The sequence below is a fragment of the Parabacteroides sp. AF27-14 genome, assembly GCF_003635425.1.
In the GTDB taxonomy this organism is placed as follows: Bacteria; Bacteroidota; Bacteroidia; order Bacteroidales; family Tannerellaceae; genus Parabacteroides; species Parabacteroides distasonis.
This window is the reverse complement of the sequence record NZ_QTLZ01000012.1, coordinates 68,365-86,040: the sequence shown is the minus strand read 5'-3', so window position 1 is coordinate 86,040 and position 17,676 is coordinate 68,365. Positions and strand designations below refer to the sequence as shown.

At 48.5% G+C, this 17,676-nt stretch carries 9 protein-coding genes; 6 read left to right on the top strand and 3 right to left on the bottom strand.

The annotated features are described in order from the left end of the window. Positions 1-566 precede the first annotated feature (566 nt). The gene (locus DWY79_RS13535; protein ID WP_005860222.1) at positions 567-1,583 is read left to right on the top strand and encodes a hypothetical protein; all 1,017 of its coding nucleotides are present in this window, start codon (positions 567-569) and stop codon (positions 1,581-1,583) included. Beyond that, positions 1,568-2,017: a YqaA family protein gene (locus tag DWY79_RS13530; RefSeq protein WP_005863579.1), complete on the top strand. Its 450-nt coding sequence runs from the start codon at positions 1,568-1,570 to the stop codon at positions 2,015-2,017. Before DWY79_RS13535 ends, DWY79_RS13530 begins: the two co-directional genes overlap by 16 nt. A 96-nt stretch (positions 2,018-2,113) precedes the next feature. On the opposite strand, the gene DWY79_RS13525 is transcribed toward DWY79_RS13530, so the two are convergent. Genes DWY79_RS13525 through ribF form a run of 3 tightly spaced genes read right to left on the bottom strand, consistent with a single transcriptional unit; the run spans position 2,114 to position 5,369 of the window. Next, positions 2,114-3,388 (bottom strand): lipopolysaccharide biosynthesis protein, encoded by a 1,275-nt coding sequence (locus tag DWY79_RS13525; protein ID WP_005863577.1) that lies wholly within the window; start codon positions 3,386-3,388, stop codon positions 2,114-2,116. Positions 3,389-3,391: 3 nt separating this feature from the next. Beyond that, positions 3,392-4,447, bottom strand: coding sequence for a M20 family metallo-hydrolase (locus DWY79_RS13520; protein WP_005860216.1), 1,056 nt, complete (start codon positions 4,445-4,447; stop codon positions 3,392-3,394). Position 4,448: 1 nt separating this feature from the next. Further along, entirely contained in the window at positions 4,449-5,369 is a 921-nt protein-coding gene (gene ribF, locus DWY79_RS13515) for a riboflavin biosynthesis protein RibF (RefSeq protein WP_005860214.1), read from the bottom strand. 203 nt (positions 5,370-5,572) lie between these two features. On the opposite strand from ribF, the gene DWY79_RS13510 reads away from it, so the two are divergent. From DWY79_RS13510 to DWY79_RS13495, 4 genes are all read left to right on the top strand, one after another. Continuing rightward, positions 5,573-9,652: a two-component regulator propeller domain-containing protein gene (locus DWY79_RS13510; protein ID WP_122369501.1), complete on the top strand. Its 4,080-nt coding sequence runs from the start codon at positions 5,573-5,575 to the stop codon at positions 9,650-9,652. Positions 9,653-9,882: 230 nt separating this feature from the next. After that, complete coding sequence (locus DWY79_RS13505) at positions 9,883-12,729, top strand: TIM-barrel domain-containing protein (RefSeq protein ID WP_122369500.1); 2,847 nt, start codon at positions 9,883-9,885, stop codon at positions 12,727-12,729. A 107-nt stretch (positions 12,730-12,836) separates the two neighbouring features. Beyond that, positions 12,837-15,365, top strand: coding sequence for a sugar-binding domain-containing protein (locus tag DWY79_RS13500; protein WP_122369499.1), 2,529 nt, complete (start codon positions 12,837-12,839; stop codon positions 15,363-15,365). 22 nt (positions 15,366-15,387) lie between these two features. Then, positions 15,388-17,586 carry a glycoside hydrolase family 3 C-terminal domain-containing protein gene (locus tag DWY79_RS13495; protein ID WP_122369498.1) on the top strand — a complete coding sequence of 733 codons (2,199 nt, stop codon included), beginning with the start codon at positions 15,388-15,390 and terminating at the stop codon, positions 17,584-17,586. Positions 17,587-17,676: the final 90 nt, after the last annotated feature.

Below are 17,676 nucleotides of genomic sequence, written 5' to 3'. Positions count from 1 at the left end.
GAAACCTCCGGAGAATCGATTTTTCCCTACCCAAGTGCGGCTCGTCGCCAAATTCGCAAGAAAAAATCAGCAATCCTTTCATTGATAGTATAATACCGAAAAACCGCCTTTCATTCTAGCGAAAAGAATTCATCCTAATTCATATCCATTGACTTCTTTGGGCTATCCGATAGGGTTACGACTGGGTTCTAACAGGGTTACGATGCCCATTCACGACTACTAACAACCCTATTCATGACTGTTTATAATGCCCAACGGCAGTATAGACGTTGCCTGACGGTACTATATGTATAGGCTTTTGCCACCTTTCGTGCATGAAAACGAGGATATTTTCATCCAAAAGAGCGTTTTATCGCCGTTCTCGCCTTCTAGTTTGGTCGATTCACGAACAGTTCCTGTCATGATTAATGGTCAATAAGAATCAAAAAGAAAGGAAGTAGATATAAAAAGAATCGTAACGTCAATATCGTAACGTATAGAATCCTCATACGAACAAATAGAAATATTTTCATACCTTTGCCACTTATTTCATTCCTTTAGGATGTGAATATGAAAGAATAAGGTATATGGCAAGAGGAACAACTTCATATTACGGACGTAGATATACTATAGCGACACCTATGACCCATTTGTACATGCTTTGCGCTTGTATTTTTTGTTGGATCGTGGGGTATGTGGATTCGGTAGGCTATCCCGTGTATGGAGAGGTGACGGCTCCTCCTTTATGGAATGCCCTTTGTCTGGTTCTTCCGGGTAAGTTGTTTACCTATTTGATCGGTTTTTTGCTGATGGCCGGTGGTGCGTTTCTGGTGCATCGGGTAAACTATGCGTTGATGTTGATTCGTGAGAAGACATTGCTTCCCTTTCTCTTCTATGCCTTGTTGACAAGTACAAACCCGGATTTCTTTCCCTTGAAATCAACATCTGTCGGGGTGTTTTGTTTGATATTGGCCCTTTATCAGTTATTTACCTCTTATCATGACCCGGACGCTACGGATAAGGCTTATAACGCATCCTTGATTATCAGTATCGGAAGTCTGTTGTGGATACACATCCTTTGGTTCTTGCCGCTGTTTTGGTTGGGGATGTATAATTTCAGGACATTGAATATCCGGACATTTGTCGCTTCCTTGTTCGGAATCTTGACGGTTTATTGGTTTGTTTTCGGATGGTGTGTCTGGGAATGGGATTTCACGGCATTTACCATACCTTTCACCTCCTTATTCAAGATCCGTTTCCTTGCGGTACTAGGGACGGGAATTATAGATTGGATACAGATCGTTTTAGTGGCGGGATTAACGATCATTGCCTCATTAAACATCGTTACACATGAGTATGAGGATAATTTGCGTACTCGTCAGTTTCTTTCTTTTCTGATTGTCATGGCCATTTGGTCGTTTGGATTGTTCTTTATCTATGAGCAGTCGTCCGAGGAATTTCTGGAAATGGCCTGTGTTCCGGCGTCTATCTTGATCGCCCATTTTTTTACGGTGAACCGGGGGAAATATATCTTTTGGCTGTTCCATTTCTCGGTAGTTATGTTTATCGCATTATTAATGATACGTATATGGAATTTCTTATAGCCTACGGGTATATCGGGGTGTTTATCGCTTCTTTCTTAGCGGCTACGATCTTGCCGTTTAGCAGCGAGGTCGTATTGACGGGTGTATTATTGGCGGGTTCGGCTTATTGGCCTTGTATGATCGCCGCTACGCTTGGTAATTTCTTAGGTGGAATGAGCTGCTATTGGTTGGGGATGCTGGGAAAGGTAGAGTGGATCGAGAAATACCTCAAACTCGATCCGGTAAAACTACAGAAGGTGCAGGATTGGATCAAGGGAAAAGGCTCTTGGATGGGCTTTTTTGTTTTTCTTCCCGGTATCGGTGATTTTATCGCTGTCGCTCTAGGTTTCTTGCGGGCTAATATATGGGTCGTGGCGATCTCCATGTTCTTAGGAAAAGCGATCCGTTATTGGGTTTGGATGGAGTTTGTTTATAAGGTACAGTCTATGTTTTGATAACCCGAGACCTGTACCTTGCACGAAATCATTTCAAGCGTAATTGTCCCCTTTTCCGTGAACTTGATAGCGTTATCGATAAAATTCGTGATAGAATTACAAGGATTTTTGTATATGAATTCTGCAAGCTTGGAAGTCTTTTTTGTTCGGAAGGAACTCATTCCAGCGTGTAAGTGTTTGCCGGGAGAAGACCGTCAATGAGAAAACCAGCATAGAGGTAAAGGCGATACTGGTCGTGATAGCGGAACCTACGACCCCGTAAGACGGGATGAGTAGAAAGCCGGAGATTAATAAGGCAATAAGCCCTACGCACGAGCTTGCCGTACTGTACCGGATCTTTCCGCTGCCGATGAAATAATGGCTGATGATGCTGTTGCAGCCTAACGCTACGATTCCGATCGATAATCCGCCTATCACTTTACGTATGCCTTTGAACTCGGCGCTGAAAAGATAATCCGTATATATCCATTCCGGTACCAATAAGATACATCCCATCACGAGGGCTAAAGCGCAAAAGGTCAATTTGAAAAGCTGTAAGGTAATACGTTTTTGTTCCGTTGCCTCTGAGGTCTTGGCCACGCTACTGTATTCGATGAAACTTACGCTGCGACTAATATTCCATACACTCTCGGAGATCTTGGTCCCAGCGTCTAGCAAGCCTACGCTTCCCAACCCGGCGAAACGTTGTATCAAGAAATAATTGAGTCGGGTAGTACAGGTTTCCGCCAACCCGTCCGCGCCGGCCCACAGGCCGTAGGCAAACATTTCTTTTAATAGACCGTAGAGTGATTTGCCGGAAGACCGGGATGTCTCCTTTAAGAAATAAGGAACAAGCATCGATAGGCTGGCAATAAAGGCTATGCCGTTCGTGACATATAATCCCCAGACATACGACCGTACGTCCGGGCGCTTCAATATATAATAGAAATAGAGTAAGACGAAAAATAGCAGTCCTCCTTGCAATATAAACGTGAGATTAAACCCTTTGATGTTGTCTTTACCCAACAAGAAGCGGGCATTGGCGTTTACCGTAGAGCTCAAGATCGCCAACAAGAAGATATCCAGCCGATAGCCGGTGGGTAAAAGCCCGGTAAGATACATGAAGCCGCAAGCTAGGGAAGAGCCGATAGGTGTCCACAGATATGCGGGAAGGAAAATTGTCCGCATGGAGTAACGATTCATGAAATAGACAATCGTATTCCCGCATAAAATCCCATTGACGATTACCGCTATATTTACCGAGGCCACGATCAACCCGATCATCCCCACGCCCTCGATTCCCAGCACCTTCGCGTTGATGAAGATCAGCGCTAGGTTAAGGAAAGCTATCAGATAACGCGAGCCTATTGTCCCCAGTATCTTTTTTAACATAAGCTATAGTTGTAATCCATTCAGTAACCTTACATAGGTATCGATCGCTTCCCGGATCTCCGGTCCCTTGATGTATTCGTCCGCGGAATGGGAACGTGCCGAGTTTCCCGGCCCTATCTTTACGGAGGGGAAACGCATCAAGGCTTGGTCGCTAAGCGTAGGAGAGCCGAAAGGCTCTTTTCCCATCAAGATCGCCCGTCGCACAAAAGGATGATCCAGATCCGTGCGGGTGGAGCTAAGGCGGAAGCTGCGGGCCTTGATCTCGCAATGAACCTTTTCCTTGATTAGCTCGAATAACTGTTCGTTCGTATAAAATTCGTTGGTGCGGATATCTACCGTGAATTCGCATTTATCGGGAACGACATTGTGTTGTGTACCGGCATGGATGATGGTGACAGTCATTTTCACCGGTCCGAGGAAGTCGCTTTTCTCCGGGAATTGATAGGTGCTGAACCATTCTATATCCTTCATCGCTAAAGTGATGGCATTGATGCCCTCATTACGTGCGGCATGTCCGGCCTTTCCGATAGCGGTGCAATCCAGTACCATTAACCCTTTCTCGGCTACGGCGGGTTGCATACCCGTGGGTTCACCTACGACAGCGAAGGAGATAGGAGGAAGCTCGGCCAATGCGCTTTCAATGCCATTCTTCCCGGATACCTCTTCCTCACAAGACGCAAGGAAGATTAGATTATAAGGTTGCTCTTTCTCGCTTAAGATACAGAAGGCTTCATAGAGGGAGACTACGCTCGCCCCGGCATCGTTACTGCCCAGTCCATATAATTGATCATCCTCGGTCTCTTCGGGAGTGAACGGGTCTTTGGTCCAACCGGAAGCGGGCTTGACGGTGTCTATATGGGAGTTGAGTAAAAGGGTCGGTTTACCGAAATCGAAATCCGGGGCGATGATCCACAGGTTGTTGCCTTTGCGGAACACCTTTTGTCCGGCCTTTTGCCATTCTGCTTGCAGGAAATCCGCTACGGCAGTCTCGTCCCGGCTGAAAGACGGACGGGAGATCATGCCTTTTAATAAATCAATCGCTTCGTAATATCTTTCCATATTATAATAAATTATTTACGGTGCATCTGTCTTTCTCCAGTTGGGCTTTCAATTCTTCTAAGGAATCGAATTTGATGTCTCCGCGTACGTATTGAACGAATGAGACACGAATGCTATCATTGTAGATATCTCCGGAGAAATCCAGAATGTTGACCTCCATGGATATGTCCTTCCCATTATTGAGTGTCGGACGGTCACCGATATAAAGCATTCCCTTATATCGTTCGCCTTCCACCTCCACCCATACGGCATATACGCCAATACCCGGAATGACTTTAAAAGGCTCATCTACCCGTATATTCGCCGTGGGAAATCCTAGCGTGCGTCCCACTTTATAGCCGCTGACGATATGGCCCAGCAATTGATAGGGATAGGTCAGTAAATAAGCGGCTTCAGCTACATTTCCGGCTTGAAGTAATTTCCGGATCTCGGAAGAGCTGACGGCCGTATTTCCTTCGTCATAGGGAGATGCCTTCAGCACCTCGATACCACATTCGGTGCCATAAACGACATATTGCTCGAAGCCATCCGTCCGATCGTGCCCGAAACGATGGTCATATCCGATCAATAAGGTCTTTACATGCAGGCTCTTCGCTAAAATAGAGGTAATGAATTCCTTGGCCGAGAGCCGGGATAGCTCGATCGTAAAATCCAATACGATGCAATAATCTACTCCGGTAGTCTCTAATTGCTGTAACTTTTCCTCGAAAGAATTTAATAGCTTCGGTTGGTAATCCGCATGCAATACGGCCCGGGGATGTTCCGGGAAGGTGATTACGGCCGATGGCAGGTTACGTGCTTTGGCAATCTCTTTCATCTCGTCGATTAAGAAACGGTGTCCTAGATGCACACCATCGAAAAATCCGATCGTAGCTACCAGTTCCTTTCCTTTCAGTCTGTCAAAATCTCTTACAACAATCATTGCGCCTTATTCGTTTCAATTCCAATCGAAAGACAAATGTACGGGATAATTTTTAATAATCATGTTCTTATATATGGATACTTTACGTGTATGTTTACTGCAACCCGCATTGCAGCAGAATTAGATACCGGTTGGTTTGGTTCGTTCTCGGGAAATATCTATATTTGCTAAGTATGAAAACGAAAACTCTACTCTGTATCATAATGATCCTGTCTTGGGGAATATTGGGGTCCGGACTTACGGCGGAAGATATTCTTTTCAACCGTCTGGGAGTACAGGACGGTCTGTCTTCCAATGAGATCACTTGTATCCTGAAAGACCGGAAGGGGTTTATGTGGTTGGGTACCACTTCTGGGGTGAACCGTTTTGATGGGTATGAGTTTAAGCATTATAAATACAAGGAAAGCGGGTTGCCTTTTAGGGAGGAGCATGTCTCCGAGCTTCAAGAAACCGCCGATGGGCGTATTTGGATTACCTATAATACGAACCAACTTTGCGTATATGAGCCCGATAATGACCGTTTTATTCCGGAGAAGGAAATATTAGATAGCTTACGTCTAGAGAATCCTCCCGCTAAGATATTTGTCGACAATGATAAACAACTCTATTTCGCTACCTATACGAATGAATTTTGCCGTTATGATCAAGCGAGGGGAAAGATTTATTCGTATCCGCTAAATAAAGAGGATGGCCGGGTTTGTGATATGAGTGACGTGGGCGATCGTCTATATGTAGTCCATACCTCGGGAGTGGTAGAGGGGATCGATAAGGCATCCGGAGAACCTGTCTATCGGGATGAGTATCTGACTCAATATGCGAATGCCCAGTTATTCTATGTGTTCGCCGATAGTGACGGGGATCTGTGGTTTTTCTTAAATCCCGGATATAGTAGAGGTCTCTTTCGCCTAAATCCCAAAAGCAAGGAGTGGAAACATTATACGACCGAAACCCCGGTCGCTTTATCCTCTATAATGGTGCGTGACGTGGCGGAGGATATGAACGGTAATATCTGGATCGCTACCGATCATGGCGGTATCAATATCTTGGATAAACGTCTGGACCGGATGCGTTATATACGAAATAACCCGTTTAACCAAACGAGTTTGAGCCAGAATAGCGTGATCTGCTTGTATCGGGATGATACGGGGATTATGTGGGCCGGCACTTATAAAAACGGCATCAACTATTATCATGAGAGCATTTTTAAATTCCAGACTATCCGGTACCCTTTGGAGTTGATGCGGGATATCTTTAACAATGACTTTAATTGTATCGTAGAAGATAAAGAAGGGGATCTGTGGATCGGTACTAGCGGAAACGGCCTATTACGTTACGATCGGGAAACCGGGGAGTATGTCCGCTACCGGGCGGGGCGGGAAAGCGAGAACGCTATCTCCGGCGATGTCGTGATTAGTATGGCGAAAGATTTGGATGGCAAGTTATGGCTGGGTACTTATATGGAGGGGTTGACCGGTTTTGACGGGAAACGTTTCAAGCATTATCGGGATATCCCGGGCAGTAAGGACGGCTTATCCAATAATAGCGTGTATAGTTTGTATGTCGATGCCAAGAATCGTTTGTGGATCGGTACTTTGGAAGGCGGCCTGAATTGCTTGGATCAATCTACCGGGAAATGGACGTATTATCGCATGGGGGATAAGGAGAATGCGATTAACTCGGATATCGTATATAGCCTTTCCGGGGATGAGAAGGGGAATATTGTCGTTGGAACTTCTTTAGGAGTGAACTGGATCAACCCGGAGACGGGGGCTGTTACTTCTTTTAACGGCACGAAGGATGGACGTTCCGTGTTTGAGGATCAAATCATCAATGTCGTATTTTGTGATAGCCGCCAATGGGTATGGATCGGGAGTAATCATGGGCTACATATATATGATAGGTTGAATGATAAGATGTATCGGTTGAACCATTCTTCCGGATTACCGGATAACAGCATCATGTCTATCTTGGAGGATAAATATCATACGGTTTGGGTGGGAACGAAGAACGGCTTATTGAATATCGTTCCGAATCGGGATACGGATAATAATTATACGTTCGATTGGAATAGCTATGATGAGAATGAGGGCGTTCAAGGACGTGTGTTTAACGTGAATAGCGCTTGCGGACTGGAAACGGGTGAGTTGGCGTTTGGCGGGACAAACGGTCTTACCTTCGTTGATCCTGCCCGGATACGTTATAATAGCTATGCTCCACCGGCGGTGATAACCGGACTTATGGTGAATAATGTCCCGATAACGGCGAGAGAGGCGTATGACGGGCATGTGATTTTGGATAAAGATATCACCTGTACCAAGCAATTGAAACTGAATTATACGGAACGTAATTTCTCCTTTACCATCTCTTCTTGTTGCTATTTCCTTCCTTTGAAGAATAAATATGCTTTTAAGATGGAGGGCTTCGACTCGGAATGGACTACCGTAAGCGCCTTGGAACGTCGTATTACCTATACGAACTTGAACCCGGGAACTTACACTTTCAAGGTAAAGGCGATGAATAACGACCGGATTTGGAGCAAGGAGATCACGAGCTTGCAGATCACGATCCTGCCTCCGTTCTGGGCTACCGGATGGGCAATAGCGTTGTATATCATAGCTGGTATATTATTGGCGTATGGCGTGATACGTTTTATTTTCCGTATCCAGCAAAAGAAGTTGGAGGAGGAGCAAGAACGGGCTACTGTGCGTCAGCAGCATGAGGTGGACGAGATGAAGCTTCGTTTCTTTACGAACGTAAGCCATGAGTTCCGTACGCCGCTAACATTGATCATGACTCCTTTGGAGAAGTTGATGAAAACGGAGAAAGACATGGAATCCCAGCAAATATTGAAGTTGATCTACCGGAACGCCGACCGGTTGCTTAAATTGGTGAACCAGTTATTGGATTTCCGCAAGATCGATATGCAAGGGGATAGCTTGGTCTTGTCTACCGGCGATATTGTCCCGTTCGTGCGTGACGTGGCTTATTCCTTCAAGGAGCTTTCGGAGCAAAAGCGGATTCATTTCTCTTTCTCCTCGGTCTTCACGTCTCTCCCGATGAAGTTTGACACGGATAAGGTCTTCAAGATCGTCTCTAATCTACTGAGTAACGCTTTTAAGTTTACGCCGGAGGGAGGTACTATCTCGGTGACGCTTAGCTTGCGGTTGGAGAAGGAGGGAGAGAACAAACTGGTTATCGAGGTGTCGGATAGCGGTATCGGTATTCCTGCGGATAAACAAGGAGCTATCTTCGATCGCTTTTATCAGGTGTCTTCCCCGGATAAGGGAAATCCCGTGGTAGGTACGGGTATCGGCCTGCACCTATGCCGGGAATTCGTGCGGATGCATCATGGGACGATAACCGTGAAAAGCGAGCCGGGAGCGGGTAGTACGTTTACGGTTACGCTGCCGGTGATCCCCTTGGACAACCAAGATATTATCTCGGCTCCGGAAGGAATTGCCGAAGGGGATATCTTGCCTCCGGTTGAGGAGCTTCCGGAGATCGCTGATAAGGATGCGTCTCCGGCGGAAAGACCTACGTTGCTGGTCGTAGACGATAACACGGATTTCCGGGAATTTATGAAGTTAAGCTTGAGTGGCGTTTATTCGGTACTCACGGCGGCGGATGGAGAAGATGCGTGGAAACTCATTCCGGAGGAGCTGCCGGATATGGTGATCAGCGACGTGATGATGCCTATCACCGACGGTATCACTTTATGCCGCCGGATCAAGGGAGACATCCGGACTTCCCACATTCCGGTGATCCTACTGACGGCAAAGTCCGCTAAAGATAGCCAACTGGTCGGTCTGGAAGCCGGTGCGGATGATTATATCAGCAAGCCATTCAATATGGAGATGCTTCTCTTGAAGGTGCGGCATTTGATCGAGATGAAGAAGAAGATGCAAAAGGCCTTTATGCAGTCCTCTACCATGGGCATCGCCTTGACGGAGGTACAAGCTAGCTCCATGGATGAGGAGTTGATGCGTAAGGCCATCGGCTATATCGAGGAGCAGATCGCCAATCCGGAGTTGTCTGTAGAACGGTTGAGCCGGGAGATGGGCATGAGTCGTGTGAACTTCTACAAGAAATGCCTTTCCATCACGGGTAAGACTCCGGTGGAGTTGATCCGTACGGTGCGCTTGAAGCGTGCGGCGCAGTTATTGGAGAAGAGCCAGATGCGGGTCAACGAGGTCGCGCTGGAGTGCGGTTTCAATGATGTGAAGTTATTCCGGAAGTATTTTAAGGATGAGTTCGGAAGGCTTCCCTCTGACTATCATAAATAAACTTTTTCTAAATAAATGCCACGTAATTAGGGGATATAACAAAATATCCCCTTAAAATAAACATTCTTCCCCTACCTTTTTACGGTTCTCCCCGTAACCCAAAACATTTATGGCTTCCTGTTCGCCGCGAACCCTTTAATTTTGCCAACGAATGAAGAACCATTTTTCTTGTATGGAAAAACCTGTTCGGACTCATTGCTGATCGGAAATAATTAAAGAATCTATAGAATATGAAACAACACATCGCGGTATTCACGTTAGGGCTTTCCCTGCTGACTTCCTGCATGACTGATTCCGCTTACCGGAAGGTCGAGAATGGCTTGGTCGCCGATATCCGTTCCGGACAGGCGAAGGCTGTTAAATTGGAAGTAATCTCTGATGATATTATCCGGGTAATCGCCTCTCCGGATGGTAAGTTTTCCAACCAAGTGAACTTGATCAAAGACACGAAATCGTTACCCGCCCCATCGTTTCAGATAACGACCTCGGGGGATACGATCATCGTAAGTACGCAAACCACACAGGCCCGTCTTTCACGGGAGACCGGAGAGGTTCGCTTTACCGACGCCAACGGACACACGATCCTTCGTGAGAAGACAAACGGAGGCAAGGAATTTACGCCGATCGAGGTGGAAGGAACCAAAGGTTATACCTTACGTCAGGTATTTGAGAGCGAGGACGAGGAAGGGCTTTACGGCCTAGGACAGCATCAGAGCGATGAGTTCAACTACAAAGGCAAGAACGAGGAGCTTTTCCAATATAACACGAAGGTGAGCGTGCCGTTTATCGTTTCCTCAAAAGGGTATGGTGTACTTTGGCATAACTATTCCTTGAGCCGTTTCGGCGACAAGCGTCCATACGCCGATTTGGGCGATGTCTTTGGTCTATACGGAAAAGACGGGAGGGCAGGGGCGTTGACCGCTACCTACTATACGGATAAGGCGAAGAATTCCGTTTTAATCCAGCGGGATGAAGATAAGGTAGATTATGAGAATCTGAAAACCATCAAGAACCTGCCGGCAGACTTCCCGAAGCCGAGCGCTTCCGCTACTTGGGAGGGCGAGATCGAGGCGAAAGAGACGGGTACTTATCATTTCAAACTACATTACGCCGGTTATACCAAGGTATTTGTGAATAACGAGGAGATCATCCCGGAACGCTGGCGTGCGGCATGGAACCCGAATGATTACAAGGCTACGGCCGATCTGGAAAAGGGCAAACGCTATCCGATCCGTATCGAATGGTTGCCGGATGGCGATGTCTCTTATATCGGCTTGAAGGTATTATCTCCGCTACCGGAGGAGGAGCGGGAGCGGTTGGCTTTCTGGTCGGAAATGGGGGATGATATCGATTACTACTTCATCAACGGAGAGTCTTCCATGGATAAGGTGATCAGCGGTTACCGCACGGTTACGGGCAAGAGCCAGATCATGCCGAAATGGGCGATGGGATTCTGGTTGAGCCGTGAGCGTTATAAGACGCAAGAGGAGCTATTGACCGCCTTGAACGAATACCGCCGGCGGCAGGTTCCCTTGGATGTGATCGTACAGGACTGGAGCTACTGGCCGGTAGACGCATGGGGTAGCCATGAGTTTGATAAGGAACGCTTCCCGGACCCGAAAGGCATGATTCAGGAGATCCACGATAAGGATGCCCGTATCATGATCTCCGTATGGCCGAAGTTCTATTATACGACAGAGCATTATAAAGAGTTGGACGCGCTGGGTGCTATGTATCAGCAGGCGATTAAGGATAGTATCCGCGACTGGATTTATCCGGGTTATATCGGTTCTTTCTATGACGCGTACAACCCGGAAGCCCGCAAGCTTTTCTGGGAACAGATGAACGAGCATCTGTATTCCTTGGGCATCGACGCTTGGTGGATGGACGCTTCCGAGCCGAACGTACAGGATAATACGGATATCGAGTATCGCAAGGCGCTTTGCGGACCGACTTATCTGGGCCCGTCCACGAAATACTTCAACGCTTACGCTTTGGCTAACGCCGAGGCGATCTACGACGGACAACGTAGCGTAAACCCGGATGACCGTGTATTCCTATTGACCCGTTCCGGTTTCGCCGGCCAGCAACGTTACTCTACCGCTACATGGAGTGGCGATATCGGTACTCGCTGGGAGGATATGAAAGCGCAGATCAGCGCCGGCTTGAACTTCGCCATGTCCGGTATCCCTTACTGGACGATGGATATCGGTGGCTTCAGCGTGGAGAACCGTTATATGGCCGCTAAGGAAGGTAGCGAGGATTTGAGGGAATGGAGGGAGTTGAACAACCGTTGGTATCAGTTCGGAGCTTTCTGTCCGTTGTTCCGTAGCCACGGGCAATATCCTTGCCGCGAGATCTATAATATCGCTCCGGAAGGATCGCCTACGTACCAATCGATGAAGTATTATACCGAGTTGCGCTATCAATTGATGCCGTATATCTATAGCTTGGCCTCCAAGACGCATTTTGAGGATTATACGATCATGCGTGCCTTGGTGATGGATTATTCGGACGATGAGAAGACTTACGATATAGACGACCAGTTTATGTTTGGCCCGGCCTTCATGGCATGCCCGGTGTATGAGTATAAGGCTCGCGACCGTGAGGTGTACTTCCCGGCCGGCATTTGGTACGATTTTTACAACGGCAAGCCTGTGCAAGGCGGAACGACAATGGACGTGGATGCTCCTTACGAGCGTATGCCTTTGTTCGTGAGAGCCGGCTCTATCGTACCGAACGGAAAGGTAATCCAGTCTACGAAAGAGGAGCAGAAAGACTTAATCGTCTCTGTTTACGCCGGTGCCGACGGCTCCTTCACCTTATATGAGGATAATGGCGTGACCTACGATTACGAGAAAGGAAATTACGCTACCATCCCGTTTGTTTATGATGATGCGAGGCGAACGCTCACGATCGGCGCACGGGAGGGCGACTATCCGGGCATGATCCGCGAGCGTCAGATCACGGTACGTCTCATCACGCCGGAGAACCCCGCTGGTAAGGACGTGACAATATCTTACCAAGGTAAACCTCTAGTTGTAGAGACGGGGCGTGCCCCGTCTCAACCCCTCTAAATGGTAACTTTAAATAATACCCATCAGTCTGTGCTAAGACGGGGCACGCCCCGTCTCTACAACTGGGTAGTATCAATTAAACTATATAATCACTAATGATACCACTGATGAATCGGCCATTCGCGTGGCTTCTGGGCCTATTGCTCACCGCCTGTTCCCCCACCGGGGAGCAGGTGCGTGAACGTAGCTCATGGAATGACGATTGGAAATTTGCCTTGTCGGATAGCGTTCAGGATTATTCATCCCCGGACAGCGATGATTCCACTTGGCGTATCTTATCTTTACCGCATGATTGGAGTATCGAGGGGGATTTCTCCCTCGATAACCCGTCTACCCCGGGCGGCGGCGCGCTACCGGGCGGGATTGGTTGGTATCGAAAGACATTTACCCTTCCGGAGACGGATCGGGGTAAGGTTGTTTATGTTGATTTCGACGGGGTTTACCGGAATAGCGAGGTCTGGATCAATGGTCATTCGCTGGGATTCCGTCCGAATGGTTATGTATCGTTTCGTTATGACTTGACGCCTTATTTGAGGTATGGAAGCCAACCGAACGTGATTGTCGTGAAGGCGGATAATAGCGAGCAACCGAATTCCCGCTGGTATTCAGGCTCCGGTATCTACCGTAACGTATGGTTAGTAAAGGTGAATCCGGTACATGTGGACAACTGGGGTACTTTCGTGCATGATATGAGGATCTCACCGGAGGAGGCTACCTTCTCCTTGGAGGTGAGAATAAGGAATAGCTCGGAGGCGGATAGGGAGGCCGAAGTCTCTACCTCTATTTACGATGACCGTAACAGAGTTGTTACGGCACCCGTAACAACTCTATTACGGGTACCGTATACGCCCTGTTACGACACCCGTATGCGGGAGGCATCTGCCGATCATCAGTTCTTGATCCCAAATCCCAAACTTTGGAGTCCCGATTCTCCCTCGCTCTACACGGCCGTCACGGAAGTGAAAGTGGCTGGTAAGGTGGTAGATCGTTACGAGACGGTATTCGGCCTTCGCTCGTTCCGTTGGGATTCCGCTACCGGCTTTTATTTGAATGATAAGTCTTTGAAGATAAAAGGGGTTTGCCTGCATCATGATTTAGGCTGTCTGGGTGCCGCCGTGAATACACGGGCTATCGAGCGCCAGCTACAGATCATGAAGGAGATGGGTGTGAACGCGATCCGTACCAGCCATAACGCCCCGGCACCCGAGTTGCTGGATCTTTGCGATCGTATGGGCCTTCTGGTACAGGATGAGTCTTTCGATATGTGGGAACGCCGTAAGTCTCCGTACGATTACGCCCGGTATTTTGCGGAGTGGCACGAGCGGGATTTGACGGACGAGATCTTGCGTGACCGGAATCACGCCTCTGTTTTCATGTGGAGTATAGGCAATGAGGTACTTGAGCAATGGAGTCATGCCGACGCTACCGAGCTGGATCTGCAAGCGGCGAACCTGATCTTGAATGCCGGCCATGCCATCGATCCCGCTTTGCTGAAGGATACGACCCTTAGTCGTCAATCCTTGATCACCCGTCATCTGGCGGCTATCGTGAAACGGCTGGATACCTCCCGGGTCGTTACCGCCGGCTGTAACGAGGTAAACCCTGCGAATCATCTGTTCCGCTCGGATGCCTTGGATGTGCTGGGCTTCAACTACCATGAGCGATATTTCGAGCCGTTCCTCCGGAATTTCCCCGGAAAGAAACTGATCGTGAGCGAATCTACCTCGGCCTTGATGACCCGTGGCTATTATGAGATGCCGTCTGATCATATTTATATCCGTCCGGAATCGTGGGACAAGCCTTTCGAGGCTCCCGAGCATGTTTGCTCCTCTTATGATAATTGCCATGTACCTTGGGGCTCTACGCACGAGAAGACTTGGCATCTGGTGAAGACGCTTCCGCATGTATCCGGCCTGTTCGTCTGGACGGGTTTCGATTACTTGGGAGAGCCTACCCCCTATTGGTGGCCCAGCCGGAGCAGCTTCTTCGGTATCGTGGATCTGGCGGGTTTCCCGAAGGATATATATTATATGTATAAAAGCGAGTGGACGGATGAACCCGTATTGCACATTTTCCCGCATTGGAACTGGAAGGAAGGCGAACCGGTGGATATCTGGGCCTATTATAACAATGCCGATGAGGTGGAACTATACCTAAACGGAAAGAGCCTAGGCGTACGACAAAAAACGGACAGTACCTATCATGTCTCTTGGCGTATGCCTTTTACGCCCGGAACCTTGAGAGCCGTCTCCCGCTTAGGGGGTAAGGAGGTCTTGGTGAAAGAGATCCATACGGCAGGAGAGCCGGCCCGTTTGGTCTTGACCCCGGATCGTAGCGTCATCCAAGCGGATGGCTCGGACCTATCGTTTATAACCGTAGATGTATGCGATATCGATGGTAACCGGGTTCCCAACGCTACTCCATTGATCCGTTTCTCCGTGGAGGGCCCGGGTGAGATCGCCGGAACGGATAACGGAGATCCGAACGATCCGAACAGCCTCCGTAAACCGAAACGGCAAGCTTACTATGGAAAAGCCTTGGTCGTGATCCGGAACAAGGGCGGACAAGGCGACATCCACTTAAAAGCCATAGCCGAGGGCTTACCCGAGGCGACGGTAACGATTCAAGCGCAATAATAAACCTATAAATAAAAAGGAAATGAAAAAGATAATAGGCGTGATCGCTTGCGGGCTATTCTTGAACGCGGCTGCTGCGAGCTCGCAGGTCACGGATAAAGAGAAGGTACAAATGGAGAAACGTATCGAGAAACTGATTAAGAAGATGACCTTGGAGGAAAAGGTCGGATTATTGCATGGTAACTCAAAATTCTATGTTGCCGGAGTAGAGCGTCTGGGGATTCCCGAGTGGAGCTTGAGCGACGGGCCTCACGGGGTACGTGCGGAGATCAATCGCCACGACTGGGCGTATGCGGGTTGGACAAATGATTCCGCCTCTTATTTCCCGACCGGCACGGCTTTCGCCGCCGCTTGGAATCCGGAGTTGGCTTACCGTCGGGGCGAGGTGCTGGGCGAGGAGGCTCGCTGGCGTAAGAAGGATGTGTTGCTGGGCCCGGGTGTGAATATCATTCGCTCCCCGCTTTGTGGCCGTAACTTCGAGTATATGAGCGAGGACCCTTATATGAACTCCGTATTGGCGGTCGCTTATATCAAAGGCTTGCAGAGCCGTGACGTGGCTTGCAGCGTAAAGCATTTCGCCGTGAATAACCAAGAGACAAATCGTACGACTGTCGATGTGGAATGTAGCGAGCGTGCCTTGCGTGAGATTTATTTACCCGCTTTCAAGGCGGCCGTACAGGAGGGAGGCGCCTTGACGGTAATGGCCGCTTATAATAAATTCCGTGGGGAGTTCTGCGCGGAGAATAACTACTTGGTTCGCAAGATCCTTCGGAATGAATGGGGATTCGATGGCGTATATGTAACCGACTGGGGAGCCGCCCATAGCACGGTTCCTTCTATGGAGGCCGGCTTGGATCTGGAGATGGGCACGCTGATCGATAAATATGAGGATTGGTATTATGCCAACCCCTTGATCGAGGCTGTTAAGTCCGGAAAGATTCCTATGAGCTTGGTGGACGAGAAGGTGGGCGATGTCTTACGTGTGATGATCAAGACGAATGTCTTGGACCCGAAAAAGCGTTTCGGCCCCGGCTCCATGAATACGAAGGAGCATCAGCAAGCCACTTACGACGCGGCTGCCGAAGCCATTGTCTTATTGAAGAACCAGAATAATCTTCTCCCGTTGGATTTCTCCTCGATCAAGAGTCTGGCGGTAATTGGCGATAACGCTACCCGCAAACATTCCAATGGTGGCTTGAGTTCCGAGATCAAGGCGGTTTACGAGGTAACTCCATTAGAGGCGCTTCGTGCGAAATGGGGCGATAAGGTGGATATCCGTTTTGCCCAAGGTTATGAGAAGCTATCTACTTTCGTGGAGGGAAGCAATAATGGGCAAAGCTCTGGTACTTTCTCTTCCAAGACACAGGAAAGCGACGCGTTATTGAAAGAGGCGGTAGAGGTTGCCCGCACGAGTGACGTGGCCCTTTTGGTTTGTGGTTTGAACCATGATTATGATACCGAGTCGTTCGACCGTCTGAATATGGATATCCCATACGGGCAGGTTGAGTTGATTCAAGAGGTGGTAAAGGCGAATCCTCGTACGATCGTGGTCATGATCGCCGGATCGCCGTTGAATATGGCCGCCGTAGATATTTGTTCCCCGGCTATCGTTTGGGCTTGGTTCAACGGTATGGAAGGAGGAAATGCCTTGGTAGACGTATTATCCGGCAAGGTGAATCCGAGCGGAAAGATGCCGTTCACCACTCCCGTGAGCTTGGATCAATCTCCGGCGCATGCGTTGGGCAACTTCCCCGGCAGGGATCTGAAAGTGAATTATGAGGAAGATATCTTGGTAGGTTACCGCTGGTTCGATACGAAGGGGCTTCCGGTCGTTTATCCGTTTGGTTACGGCTTATCCTATACGACATTCGACTATTCCAACCTGAATACGGATAAAAAGACGTACGATCAAGCGGATACGATCCAAGCGACTTTCACCCTGACCAATACCGGAGACCGTGAAGGAGCTGAGGTGGCCCAATTGTATGTAAGCGATCCGGTTTGTTCCGTGATGCGTCCGGTCAAGGAGTTAAAAGGCTTCAAGAAGGTATTCCTTAAACCCGGTGAGAGTCGGCGAATCACGTTGGACATCCCCGTATCCTCTTTAGCTTTCTATAGTGAGGTACAAAGCCAATTCGTCGTAGAACCCGGCGAGTTCATCCTCCAACTAGGAGCCTCCGCCTCAGATATCAAGCAGAAGATCAGCGTGGAGGTGAAATAACTACCCAGTTGTAGAGACGGGGCGTGCCCCGTCTCCCACAGACTGATAGTATTCTTTAGTTACTATTTTGAAGGGATGAGACGGGGCGTG